Source organism: Rhodococcus sp. P4_E4, assembly GCF_056401575.1.
Map to the genome: position 1 here is coordinate 1 of NZ_JBFUJB010000012.1, position 11,834 is coordinate 11,834.

Genomic DNA, 11,834 nt, shown 5'->3' on the forward strand with positions numbered 1-11,834 from the left:
TCCGGACTTTCGTGGTCGTCGCTTCCACTCCGGACGCGGCCGCCAACAGTAGGTCGATACAGCGAGGGAGCGCTTCGTCCGGCATTCCCTTCGGTGGTGATTCGCAGAACGCCACGATCAACACGGCATGATCGAAGGAGCAGTCCCCGACATCGAACCGGGCCGCCACTGCGGGAAAAGGCCGCAGCGCTGCACCCAGGGCGGCGATCTTCTTCCCGTCCCGAACCTGCAGCATCGTGTTGGCCGCCAACCACGGACCGACGCCGCGGCTCGCGATCACCTGATCATCGGGCCGCAACGACAACTCGTCCACCACCGCCACACGCACAGCCTCGAGACGCAGAATCTCCGCACTCGCCTCGATAGCAGCGGTACGCAGCTCCGCAGCAGACAACTGCCACAGGCGTCCGCGCAACCCCACCGCAGAACCCGAAACCACGTCCGACAGATAGACACTCATTGAATCCCCCGATCCCCTACACAGAGAATACTCGAACATGCGTTCGAGTAAAGGGGTGCTTGCGGGCTCGCTCTAGGATCGCTGGATGTTCACGTTGACTACGGAACGCCTTGTTCTTCGAGATTTCACTGCCGCGGATGAAGATGCCGTCCATCAGTACGCGTCCGACCCTGCCGTCTGTAGATATGTTGATTGGGGGCCGAACACCCCCGCGGTGACCAGGGCATTCCTGGCTGACGCGGCATTCGAAGCTGCGCTCGTCGAACGTCGCACGTTCACCCTGGCCATCACGTCGAAGGCTGATGGAACGGTCATCGGTTCCGTAGCTGTGTGGGAAGTATCCGCCGCGCACCGGCGGGCAGAACTCGGTTTTGTCGTGAACCCGAAGTCCCAAGGACGAGGTTATGCATCCGAGGCAGGGAGCGCGGTCCTGGGACTCGCCTTCGCTCGCCTTGGAGCACAGCGCGTGCAGGCAACGTGTCGTCCGGAGAACTCGGCGTCGGCGTCGGTGCTCACCAAAATCGGAATGGTGGAGGAGGGGCGGATGAGGGCTCACATGGTGATCCGGGGGACCGCGGTGGATTCGCTGCTTTTTGCTGCAACACGATCTGCCGCCGTACAGCCATAGACCGCGTCAGCTCACTTTTCGTGACCTTCCCGGGCCCTGGTGCGATACTCGAACCATGTTCGAGGATGCCTTGCTCATCGACGCGGCCGGCCGGCCCACTATGCGGCATCACCAGGCCTTTTCTCGGGACTGGGATCGCATCAAGGAATGGTCCGACAACATCTACATGCCGTATACGGTCACGCCGATAGGAAGTCGGTTGAAGCCGGCTTCGGACATGTACTCGGCGGCGGTGGGCAAGATCGACGTCACCCGATTCTGCTACGGCATTCCGGTCTCTGTCGGTGAATGTTCTCCTGAGGCCGGAAACATTCTGGTTCTGACGACGATCAGAGGCAACGGCCGACATGCCCTTGGCCGGGGAGCTGCGGCAAATACTGCCGTGGGGGAGACTTTTGTCGCCGACTGTAGTCGGACCGACTATTTCGTCGAATTCGACGCGGATCATCTGCAGCTGAATCTCACTGTGCCGCATCAGCTTGTCGCCGACCACGCCCAGCAGTGGTACGGGGCGGTTCCCGACGATCGTCTGTGGCGGCACAAGTGCACCATCGGCGGCCGTGGCTCGAGTTGGCTCGCATTGATGGACTATGTCGTTCGCGCAATTGCAGAGTCACCTGACGCGATGTCGGGTGAAAGGCTGGGCGCCAGAGTTCAAGAACTCATCACGGCTCAGCTTCTCGACGAGTGGGCGACGCAGGCCGGGTTGCAACTCGGTGTCGACGTCGCCTCCGCCGAACCGGCCTATGTGCGATCGGCGGAGGAGTACATCGACACGTTTGCGCGCTCGGTGCCGACGGCGTCCGAGATCGCCGCTGCGGTGGGTGTCAGTGTCCGGGCGCTCACTGCGGGATTTCGACGGTACCGAGACACCACGCCGGGGCAACGATTGCGCGCGCGTCGGCTGGAGGGGGTACGCAGCGAACTGTTGCGTTCCGATGGGAGAACCGTCTCCGAAATCGCAAACGCCTGGGGCTACGTCAATCTGGGCATGTTTGCAGCCGCCTACCGGAAACGGTTCGGAGAGTTGCCTTCCGAGACTCGGAACCCACTCTGAGGACAGTTGTTTGAACGGTCATGACGATCGGTTTACGCACTCGATGAACTGCGATGATCCGTTGTTTCGTGTCGGAGCGTTCTGCAAGGATTGAAATCGAACGTGACAGCAATCCCACGAGCTAGGAGTACGTCATGGCAACTCGACTCAATCCGTACATCAGTTTCAACGGTAACGCGCGTGAAGCGTTGGAGTTCTACAAGGGCATTTTCGGTGGCACGCTGGCGCTGAGCACGTTCGGTGAATTCGGCAATCCCGGCGAAGGCGGGGACAAGATCATGCACGGAATGCTCGAAACCGATCAGGGATACACCCTGATGGGTGCTGACACTCCGCCCGGCATGCCGTACAACCCCGGCGACAACATCACAGTGAGCCTCAGCGGCGACGACGGCGATGTGCTGCGCGGGTACTGGGAGCAACTGTCGGGAACGGGTACGGTCAGCGTTCCGCTCGAGAAGCAGATGTGGGGCGACGAATTCGGCGCCTGTACAGACAAATTCGGCATTTCCTGGCTGGTGAATATCGGAGCGCCCCAGAGCTGACTCCAGACTCTGCCCGGTTCTGCCGAAACGAGACAGTTTTCCTGCCGTTTCGAGGCAGAGCCAGGTGTGTGATCGCCGTTACATTCTGTTCGACAAGACAAGTTGCAAGTCGGATGGAGAAATGCAGTGACGATCGAAGATATTGCGCGGAAGCCCCTTTCGAAGCAGCGCCTCGACGACGTGCTGGCGCGAGCAACTCAGGGGGCTGATCGCGTCCCGGGTGTTGTCGCGATGATCACGGATCGAGAAGGCAACATCTACGAGGGTGCTGCGGGTGAGCGGACTCTCGGTTCCGGCGTTCCGATGACCTTCGATACAACCTTTGCGCTCTTCTCCACCACCAAGGCGATCACCGGTACCGCTGTCTTGCAATGTGTGGAGGAGGGGTTGCTCGATCTCGATGCACCTGCAGCGACCTATGCTCCCGACATCGGTGAGCTGAAGGTCCTGGACGGTTTCGACGCCGGTGGAAACCCCGTTCTTCGGGAACCCAAGCGCGACATCACCACTCGCATGCTGCTCCTTCACACTGCAGGGTTCGGCTACGACTTCTTCAACGAGTCGTACAACCGGCTCTCGCAGGAACATGGGCAGCCCAGCGTGATCACGTGTAGCAAAGCGGCGCTCACGACACCGCTGCTCTTCGACCCGGGTGAGAAATGGGAGTACGGCACCAACATCGACTGGGCCGGACAGGTCGTCGAGTCGATTCGAGGTCAGCGACTCGGCGATGTCATGCGTGAGCGCATCTTCGAACCTCTCGAGATGGCCGATACGGCATTCACGATGAGCCCGTCGATGAAGGATCGACTTGCGCCGATCCATCAGCGTGATAGCGACGGAAGCCTCACTCCGCTCATCGGATTCGAGCTTCCGGCCGAACCCGAGGTGCACATGGGTGGTCACGGTTTGCACGGCACTGTCGGCGACTACATGAAGTTCATTCGTATGTGGCTCAACGACGGCGCGGGCACATCCGGTCGCGTGTTGTCGCCGGAGACGGTAGCTGCAGCCGTTCAGAACGGGCTCGAAGGCCAGCACGTGGGGTTGTTGCCCGGAGTTCTCCCGACGCTGTCCAACGATGCGGAATTCTTCCCCGGTGTACCCAAGGGATGGGCATACTCCTTCATGACAAATGAAGAGGTGGCACCCACCGGTAGGCCGGCCGGATCGCTGGCTTGGGCGGGTCTTGCCAACCTCTATTACTGGATCGACCGGCAGACCGGCGTCGGCGGGTTCTGGGCAACGCAGATTCTGCCGTTCGCGGACGCTGGATCCATCAACGGATACCTGGAATTCGAGACCGCCGTTTACCAGTGATCGGCTGGATTCCCGCTGTCCGGGATCGACTGTTTCTTTCGGGCGGGTTCGGAGTACGCATGCAGTACAGCGCACGCTTGCATACGACGAACTAGGAGACGGCATGAACAGCCTCGAAGGCAGCTTCGAAGGAAAAGTTGCACTGATCACCGGCGCCGCGCGCGGTCAGGGGCGCGCCCACGCTGTCGCATTCGCGGAGCGTGGCGCGGACATCGTGATCTGCGACCGGTGCGAGAACAGTGATGTCGTCGCCTACCCCCTCGCAAACGAGGAGGATCTGAAGGAAACCGTTCGTTTGGTGGAAGCCACCGGTCGTCGGTGCATTGCCGTCAAGGCAGACACTGCTGATCGCGAAGCAATGGACGCGCTCGTTGCCCGCGCTGAAGCCGAGTTCGGCCGTGTCGACATCGCCGTCGCGAATGCCGGTGTGTCCGTGCCCGCTCCGATCACGTCGATGACGTCGGCACAGTGGAACGAAGTCATCTCGTCGAACCTGACCGGTGTGTTCAACACCGTTGCGGCCGTGTCAGGTGGAATGGCGGAACGTGGTTACGGTCGCATCATCACGATTTCCTCGATGATGGGTCGATCCGGTGGCACCCAGATGGCGGCGTACGGCGCCTCCAAATGGGGCGTCATCGGTTTGACGAAGAGTGTGTCGCTCGAACTGGCCAACTCGGGTGTGACCGTGAATGCTATTGCGCCGGGAAACATCTCGACGCCGATGATTCACAACGACATGATGTACGCAATGATGCGGCCTGACCTCGAATCGCCGACGGCAGACGACGTCGAACCCGTGTACGCGACTCTGCATGCGCAGCCGGTCGGTTGGCTGGATCCCTTCGAGATCACGCGAGTAGTCCTGTTCCTCGCCGCCGACGCGAGTGCCCACATGAGTGGCATCGTGGTTCCTGTCGACGCCGGAGTAGCCGCTCGCTCGAACGCTTGACGGACAAGACTGTTCGCGCGAAAGCGCGGACCGGGTGGGTCGTCGGCGTCCTGAGTCTGAGCGGTGTGGTGGTCGCGCTGCAACAGACCTTGGTGGTGCCGGTCCTGCCTGCGTTCGCGACGGCATCGGGAGTATCGTCGTCCACCGCTTCCTGGCTGGTGACCTCGACGTTGCTGACCGGTGCCGTCGCAACCCCTCTCATCGGCAGACTCGCCGACATGTTCGGCAAGCGCGCGATGATGCTCGTCTGTCTTGCCGTGATGATCGTCGGCTGCATGGTTGCTGCGCTCAGCCAGAGTTTCTGGTTACTGATCCTCGGGCGCTCGTTGCAGGGGTTCGCGACGGCACTTCTGCCCGTCGGAATCAGTATCATGCGCGATGTCCTTCCTCCGGAAAAGCTCAGTGGTGCAGTAGCTCTCATGAGTGCGACGTTGGGGATCGGTGGCATGTTCGGTATGCCGATGGCTGGGGTGATCTCGGCGCACTGGGGACTACCCGCGCTTTTCTGGGTCACCGGTGGATTTGGGGTAGTACTGATAGTCGTCTTGCCGCTGGTGGTGCCGGAATCGGTGGTGAAGAGTCGCGGACGCTTCGACTTTCTGGGGGCCACGGTCCTCACACTCGCTATGACTGCACTGCTGCTGGCCGTTTCGAAAGGAACCGAATGGGGCTGGGCAAGCCCCGAGGTTCTTGTTCTGGTCGCGTCCGGCGTGGTCTTGCTCTGTGGATGGATTCCGTGGGAACTGCACACGCCGGCACCACTGGTCGATCTGCGGACTTCCCTTCGCGCTCCGATTCTGGTTTCGAACGTCTGCGCAGTATTACTCGGTTTTGCCATGTTCATCAGCGCGTTGGCGGCAACGCAGGAACTTCAGTTGCCCCTGGCGTCGGCGGACGGTCTCGGACTCTCGGCTGCCGAAGCCGGACTGGCGATGATGCCGGGCGGAGTCCTGATGATCGGATTGGCGCCGGTGTCGTCGAAAGTGACGAGGCGATGGGGAGCGAAGGCTACGTTGGCGTCGGGTGCGATCGTCATTGCAATCGGATATGTCTTGCGTGTGCTGTTGGCGCCGACGTTGGTCAATATCGTGATCGGCGCTGCCGTGGTATCGGCCGGTGTGGCATTTTCCCTGGCAGCCATGCCGACTCTGATCACCGAATCTGCGCCGATCCATCAGACTGCCTCGGCCAACGGATTCAACAGCCTGCTCCGTTCGGTCGGTACCTCCACCGGAAGCGCCGTTGCGGCAGCGGTATTGGCCAGTTCAACGGTGGTGATCGGTGCGAGCGCTGTGCCGACCCTGCATTCGTTCGCGGTTTTGTACTGGATCGGAGCGGGCGTATCAGCACTGGCCGCCGCGGTGACGTTGGCAGTGAAGGTGGAGCGGACGGGGGCGGTATCGCTGCCCGAGTTACCAATTGCAGCCGAAACCGATGGCGCAACGAAGATCGGGTGAGTCGACGGACTGACCCGATCTTCGTCGTCACCGTTATCTTCGACTGGAATCAACCAGGTACCCGAGACCGGGAGATCCTAGGTGATCCTGGGAGGTGATGTTTCTGGCAATCCGGGGGGTGGTGGTCTGTTCTGTGGTGCAGCGTTTCGGACTGTTGCGTGAAAAATCCTGGAATGTGTCGGCCTCCTGGGTCACACTGGGGAACGGACTACCGACGGATTACCGATGCGGGAGGGCTCATGACCGAAGCGATTGTGGCCGAGGGGCTGGTCAAGAAGTACGGCGACGTCACGGCATTGGACGGCATCGACCTGGAAGTGCGCGAGGGTTCGGTGATGGCCCTGTTGGGCCCCAACGGCGCCGGAAAAACCACTGCGGTAAGGATATTCACGACGCTGCTCATTCCGGACGGTGGACGCGCCAAGGTTGCCGGGCTGGACGTGGTCGAGGATGCGCGGGCGTTGCGATCCAAGATCGGTGCTTCGGGTCAGTATGCCGCGGTCGACGAGTACCTGACGGGCTATGAGAACTTGGACATGGTCGGGAGGCTGTATCACCTCGGCGCCCGAAGCAGTAAGGCCCGAGCGCGTGAATTGCTCGAGCAGTTCGATCTCGTCGAGGCTGGAGATCGGCCGGTCAAGGGCTATTCCGGAGGAATGCGGCGACGTCTCGATCTCGCCGGCGCATTGGTTGCTCGGCCGCAGGTGTTGTTTCTGGACGAGCCGACCACCGGCCTCGATCCTCGTGCGCGACTCGGCCTCTGGGATGTCATCGAAGGGTTGGTGGCGCAGGGGACAACACTGTTGCTCACGACGCAATACATGGAGGAAGCCGAGAGGTTGGCCGACCAGATCGCCGTCATCGACCGCGGCTCGGTCATCGCGCGCGGTACTGCAGATCAGCTGAAGGCTCGGGTCGGGGGTGAGCGCATCGAACTGAGTGTGCACGAGGTCGAGCATCTCGACATCGTCCGCGAGGAATTGCGCTCGCTTGCCGTGGGGGACATTCAGGTTCAAGAGAATGTCCGTCGCGTCACCGTTCCTGTCGACGACGGCACCGATGCGTTGGTCGCAGCGCTGAATCTCCTGTCGGCACGAGGCATCCGGGTGTTCGACGTCGGTCTGCGCCGGCCCACTCTCGACGATGTCTTTCTCACACTGACCGGGCACCAGGCTGAACTGGAGGATCAGAAATGACCGTGCAGATGGCGCTCGAAGACGGTTTGACCATCGCCAGGCGAAACTTGATCAAGATCAAACGCGTTCCGGATCTGCTGGTGTTCACCACTTTGTCGCCGATCATGTTCGTGCTCTTGTTCGCATACGTGTTCGGCAGCGCGATCTCCGTCCCGGGCACGTCGTATCGAGAGTTCCTGATCGCCGGAATCTTCACGCAGACGGTCATATTCGGTGCAACCTGGACTGGTTTGGGGATGGTCGAAGACATTCAGAAAGGAATCATCGACAGATTTCGATCGCTGCCCATGGCCCCGTCTGCCGTGCTGACCGGCCGAACATCGAGTGACGTGTTGATCAACGTCATCAGCTTGGTGGTCATGTCGTTGACCGGTCTTCTGGTGGGGTGGCGCATCCATTCCAGCTTCCTCGAGGCGGTGGCCGGGTATGCGCTGCTTCTGTTCTTCGCGTACGCATTGTCATGGGTCATGGCTGTTGTCGGGCTTTGGATCCGCACGCCGGAAGTGTTCAACAACGCGAGTTTCATCGTCATCTTTCCGCTGTCGTTCATCGCGAACACTTTTGTCGAGACCACCAATCTTCCCGGCCCGCTCAAAGTGATCGCCGAATGGAATCCGGTGTCGGCGGTGACTCAGGCGGTGCGTGAATTGTTCGGCAATACCAATCCTGCGATGACGGTTCCGGATGCGTGGCCACTGCAGAATCCGGTCATCGCGTCGCTGTTGTGGACTTTCGGTTTGCTGATCGTCTTCGTGCCGTTCGCTATTCGTCGGTATCAGAAGGCAGTCAGCCGCTGACCTGGTGATTCCGGCCGGTAGGGTGGGTATGTGCCGGAGCCCGAACGCATCGACAAACGCAGCCTGAGATACGCCGGGCGACGTGAGGAGTTGCTCGACGCGCTGACCCGCTATGTCATCGACAACGGTGTCGGGGAACTGACGGTGAGGCAGCTCGCCAAGGCCGTAGGTGTGTCGCATGCGTCGTTGCTCAACCATTTCGAGAGCAAGGAGAACCTGCTCTCCGAGGTCATCGAGAACATGCGTGGTGAGTCCATTCCGATTGCGGTTCCGATGAAACCGGGGGTCGATCCGGCGACAGTGCTGACCGCGTGGTGGACCGAACGTACGACGCCGGAGGTCCTGCCGCGGTTCCGAGTGATGGTCGAGATTTACGCCCTCGCGCTCGGCGACCGCGAACGCTACGGACGGTTCCTGGACCGTTTTGTAGGCGATTGGATCGAGGCACTGGAAGCCGGTCTACGACAAGCGGGTTGCCCCGAGGACGATGTTGCCTCTGTCGCTACTCTGTTGCTCTCGCAAATGCGGGGTCTGTCGATGGATCTTCTGGCCACTGGGGACCGGGCCCGCGTCGATCGTGCGTTCGGGCTTTTTGTCGACGGCTTTGCCGCCCGCGCTCGGGAGTGGTCCACGCCAGGATCCGATCGCCTTCAACACTGACCGATCACCACGGTCGACGCGGTCTCACTGTAGGTTGCCACTCGAGTGAGAAACCCTCCTCGAGTGAATGTTTCAACAGTCATTTCGACCTGCTCCGTACTCGTCTCGACGAGAAGACAGCCACCCGGTCGTAGCCACGGCGCAGCGTCCGCGATGATGCGTCGCTGCAGGTCCAGTCCGTCGGTGCCGCCGTCCAACGAGACCAGCGGTTCGTGAAGACGGGCTTCGGGCGGCATCAGCCTGATCGAATCGGTGGGGACGTAAGGTGCATTGGCAACGACGACATCCACGCGACCGAGTAATTCCGTTGGTAGTGGTTCGAAGAGATCGCCTTCGAGTACGCGCTCGGGCGGTGTGATGTTTCGGCGAGCGCACCGCACCGCGGCTGGTTCCACATCTACCGCGTACAAATCGACGGCATCGAGCGTCGACTGCAGGACGGTACCGACAGCTCCTGAGCCACAACACATGTCGACGACGACGCTTCCCGAGACGACGAGTGAGCAGGCCTGCCGGGCGAGGAACTCGGTGCGCCGGCGTGGGACGAAGACTCCAGAGTCGATGTGAATACGCAAGCCGCAGAACTCGACCCATCCGAGGACAGGTTCGAGTGGTTCGCCGGCAACTCGTCGGTCGACCATCGCGTCGAGTTCATCGAGAGAGCGTGCGGTGTGAAGAAGTAGGCGAGCCTCGTCTTCGGCGAATACGCAACCTGCTGCTCGGAGAATCGCGGCCACCGACTTCTGCTGCGAAGCAGGGAAGGTCGGGAGATCAGGTGCTGACATGAGAGAGCCTTTCGGCCTCCTGATCTCGCTGGGACCTGCACGTATCGAACACCGCCACCCTACCCGAGCAGGCGTGTCACGACGGTAGATGCGGAATGGGAATCTAGGTTGACCAATTGGTAAGGCTGTTCTATGGTCTGAACTCGATCGGCTGATGTGGGGCCGATCACCACAGATGCACCGTCACCGCAATCGTAGGAGAAGTACGTGAGTAAGCGACTGGGTAGGACGCTCGTCGGGCTGAGTGCGAGTGCTTTGGTGGCGTTGACAGTTGCGGCGCCGGCCGGAGCGGAACCGAATGATGCTCCGGGTGCTGTCGTGAGTCGGGAGTTACTCGGTCCCGATCGGGTGATCCCGGGTGCCGTGAGCGCAACAAAGGTGACGTACTGGTCGACGGGCCCGAAGGACGCGCCGATGACGAGCACCGGTGTGGTGTATCGCCCAGAGGGAGCTCCGCCCGAGGGTGGTTGGCCGGTCATCTCCTATGCGCACGGAACGGTGGGTGTGGCGGATCAGTGTGCGCCGAGCAGCAGTGTTCCGCTCGAACGGACCGCGACGCATCTGGGTCACTGGCTGGAGCAGGGATACGCGGTGGTGACGACCGACTACGTGGGGCTCGGAACACCTGGTGTTCACCCGTATCTCGACGGTCGTTCCGCTGCACACAGCGTTGTGGACATGGTGCGCGCCGCTCGTGCGGTCGACGACGACCTGTCGAGCGAATGGGTTGCGATGGGACAGTCGCAGGGCGGGCAGGCGACTATGTTCACCGCTTCGCTTGCCACTGATTACGCGCCGGAGCTGGACTACCGCGGCGCTGTCGCCACTGGTGTCCCCTCGAACATCGAAAATCTTCTACCGCTCGGTGGTCCGGCTTTCCCGGCGCTTCCGCTCAAGGGTACGACGGTCTACATCGCGAACGTTCTTGACGGACTGCGTGCTTCGCGGCCGGACATCGACATCGACTCGTATCTGACCCCGCTCGGCAAGACCATCCTCGACGACGTCGAGAACAACATGTGCTACACCGAGGCGCGCACGAAGTACGGAACCGTCACACTCGGGCAGGTGCTGACAAAGTCGCTGGACAATCCAGTATTCACGGAGGCTGCGCGTGAACTGCTCACTGTGCCGACCGCAGGATACGACCGCCCGTTCTTCATTGGTCAGGGGTTGTCGGACATCGATGTTCCGGCTCCGCTGACACTGAAGTTCGCGGCTGACCTCGCTGCCAACGGTGTGGATTTTGCATTCCATACCTATCCCACTGATCATCTGGGAACCGTCCCGGCTTCGGTTCCAGACAGCACTCCCTTTGTTGCGGCGCTGTTCTCTGGTCGACAACCCTGTACCGGAAGCCTCTGCTGACCGAAGTCTTTCAGATGACCCCCACTCCGCGAAGGTAGATGTCGATCGGGATCCGAAGTTGCCGAACGGTTTCGCTGGAGTGAGGGTCCCGGCTACGTGATCCCAGGCAATAGTCGAAGATCAAGCCCTCCAGCAGGCTCAGGAAATTTGCGGCAGAGACATCAGGGTCGCCAACACCAGCGGTTTCGAAGACGGGTCTTGCCTTCTCCGGCGAAAACAGACTGCCTTCGAGGAGTTGGTGCAATGCCGAATCTCGGGGAGATTCCACGAGTAGTGCATAGCGCGCGATCAATTCGTGTCTGCGGTGCGAGAGAAGATCGTCGAGATACTCGGCCGTCAGGGCAGCAGGATCGCTGGGCCTCTCGCGGAGTTCGCCGAAAGTCGAACGTGACCGGTGCACGATGTGCAATGCGGTTGCTTCGAGAAGTGCCTCGCGAGTGCGGAAATAGTACGACGTCGAACCGGCAGGAAGTTCCAGGGACTGATCAATCGCCCGATGGGTGAGTGCACGCGGGCCCTGCTCGGCGATGATCGTGACGGCGGATGCCGCAATGAGGGCTCTGCGATCGGGCTTCATGTCGTTCCTTGCTGTCGATGTTGCATGCTGCC

General features: G+C 61.0%; 13 protein-coding genes. 10 read left to right on the forward strand and 3 right to left on the reverse strand.

What is annotated here, in order from left to right:
• Positions 1-460, reverse strand: a 460-nt coding sequence (locus AC1DVN_RS14785) for a DUF222 domain-containing protein (RefSeq protein ID WP_477993968.1), incomplete at its 3' end; no start/stop codon positions are given.
• 85 nt (positions 461-545) lie between these two features.
• Here AC1DVN_RS14785 and AC1DVN_RS14790 point away from each other — a divergent pair.
• The 9 genes from AC1DVN_RS14790 (at position 546) to AC1DVN_RS14830 (ending at position 9,072) form a co-directional block, all read left to right on the forward strand.
• Positions 546-1,088, forward strand: a complete 543-nt coding sequence (locus AC1DVN_RS14790; protein ID WP_084326825.1) for a GNAT family N-acetyltransferase — start codon at positions 546-548, stop codon at positions 1,086-1,088.
• A 55-nt stretch (positions 1,089-1,143) separates the two neighbouring features.
• Complete coding sequence (locus tag AC1DVN_RS14795; RefSeq protein ID WP_256063842.1) at positions 1,144-2,145, forward strand: AraC family transcriptional regulator; 1,002 nt, start codon at positions 1,144-1,146, stop codon at positions 2,143-2,145.
• Between the two features lie 134 nt (positions 2,146-2,279).
• Positions 2,280-2,690 carry a VOC family protein gene (locus AC1DVN_RS14800; protein ID WP_003945857.1) on the forward strand — a complete coding sequence of 137 codons (411 nt, stop codon included), beginning with the start codon at positions 2,280-2,282 and terminating at the stop codon, positions 2,688-2,690.
• A 126-nt stretch (positions 2,691-2,816) separates the two neighbouring features.
• Positions 2,817-4,010: a methyl acetate hydrolase AcmB gene (gene acmB / locus AC1DVN_RS14805; RefSeq protein ID WP_477993969.1), complete on the forward strand. Its 1,194-nt coding sequence runs from the start codon at positions 2,817-2,819 to the stop codon at positions 4,008-4,010.
• A 103-nt stretch (positions 4,011-4,113) separates the two neighbouring features.
• Complete coding sequence (locus AC1DVN_RS14810; RefSeq protein WP_019746862.1) at positions 4,114-4,962, forward strand: mycofactocin-coupled SDR family oxidoreductase; 849 nt, start codon at positions 4,114-4,116, stop codon at positions 4,960-4,962.
• Positions 4,959-6,419 (forward strand): MFS transporter, encoded by a 1,461-nt coding sequence (locus AC1DVN_RS14815; protein WP_438472928.1) that lies wholly within the window; start codon positions 4,959-4,961, stop codon positions 6,417-6,419. Before AC1DVN_RS14810 ends, AC1DVN_RS14815 begins: the two co-directional genes overlap by 4 nt.
• A gap of 239 nt (positions 6,420-6,658) precedes the next feature.
• Positions 6,659-7,615 carry a daunorubicin resistance protein DrrA family ABC transporter ATP-binding protein gene (locus AC1DVN_RS14820; protein WP_003945489.1) on the forward strand — a complete coding sequence of 319 codons (957 nt, stop codon included), beginning with the start codon at positions 6,659-6,661 and terminating at the stop codon, positions 7,613-7,615.
• Positions 7,612-8,412: an ABC transporter permease gene (locus AC1DVN_RS14825; protein WP_003945537.1), complete on the forward strand. Its 801-nt coding sequence runs from the start codon at positions 7,612-7,614 to the stop codon at positions 8,410-8,412. Before AC1DVN_RS14820 ends, AC1DVN_RS14825 begins: the two co-directional genes overlap by 4 nt.
• Before the next feature lie 30 nt (positions 8,413-8,442).
• A complete protein-coding gene (locus AC1DVN_RS14830) occupies positions 8,443-9,072 on the forward strand; it encodes a TetR/AcrR family transcriptional regulator (protein ID WP_019746866.1) in 630 nt (209 codons plus the stop codon).
• Here AC1DVN_RS14830 and AC1DVN_RS14835 read toward each other — a convergent pair.
• On the reverse strand, positions 9,063-9,857 hold the full coding sequence (locus AC1DVN_RS14835; protein WP_020906129.1) for a putative protein N(5)-glutamine methyltransferase: 795 nt from the start codon (positions 9,855-9,857) through the stop codon (positions 9,063-9,065). The two genes, AC1DVN_RS14830 and AC1DVN_RS14835, sit on opposite strands and share 10 nt — an antisense overlap.
• 207 nt (positions 9,858-10,064) lie before the next feature.
• Here AC1DVN_RS14835 and AC1DVN_RS14840 point away from each other — a divergent pair, with 207 nt between their 5' ends.
• Positions 10,065-11,225 (forward strand): lipase family protein, encoded by a 1,161-nt coding sequence (locus tag AC1DVN_RS14840; protein ID WP_438472929.1) that lies wholly within the window; start codon positions 10,065-10,067, stop codon positions 11,223-11,225.
• Between the two features lie 10 nt (positions 11,226-11,235).
• Here AC1DVN_RS14840 and AC1DVN_RS14845 read toward each other — a convergent pair whose 3' ends face one another.
• The gene (locus AC1DVN_RS14845) at positions 11,236-11,802 is read right to left on the reverse strand and encodes a TetR/AcrR family transcriptional regulator (protein ID WP_438472930.1); all 567 of its coding nucleotides are present in this window, start codon (positions 11,800-11,802) and stop codon (positions 11,236-11,238) included.
• Between the last annotated feature and the right edge of the window lie 32 nt (positions 11,803-11,834).

Excerpts from the sequence above, each read along its gene's own strand:
- AC1DVN_RS14790 (WP_084326825.1), top strand. The coding sequence starts at position 546 with ATGTTCACGTTGACTACGGAACGCCTTGTTCTTCGAGATTTCACTGCC.
- AC1DVN_RS14795 (WP_256063842.1), top strand. The coding sequence starts at position 1,144 with ATGTTCGAGGATGCCTTGCTCATCGACGCGGCCGGCCGGCCCACTATG.
- AC1DVN_RS14800 (WP_003945857.1), top strand. The coding sequence starts at position 2,280 with ATGGCAACTCGACTCAATCCGTACATCAGTTTCAACGGTAACGCGCGT.
- AC1DVN_RS14810 (WP_019746862.1), top strand. The coding sequence starts at position 4,114 with ATGAACAGCCTCGAAGGCAGCTTCGAAGGAAAAGTTGCACTGATCACC.
- AC1DVN_RS14820 (WP_003945489.1), top strand. The coding sequence starts at position 6,659 with ATGACCGAAGCGATTGTGGCCGAGGGGCTGGTCAAGAAGTACGGCGAC.
- AC1DVN_RS14825 (WP_003945537.1), top strand. The coding sequence starts at position 7,612 with ATGACCGTGCAGATGGCGCTCGAAGACGGTTTGACCATCGCCAGGCGA.
- AC1DVN_RS14835 (WP_020906129.1), bottom strand. The coding sequence starts at position 9,857 with ATGTCAGCACCTGATCTCCCGACCTTCCCTGCTTCGCAGCAGAAGTCG.
- AC1DVN_RS14845 (WP_438472930.1), bottom strand. The coding sequence starts at position 11,802 with ATGAAGCCCGATCGCAGAGCCCTCATTGCGGCATCCGCCGTCACGATC.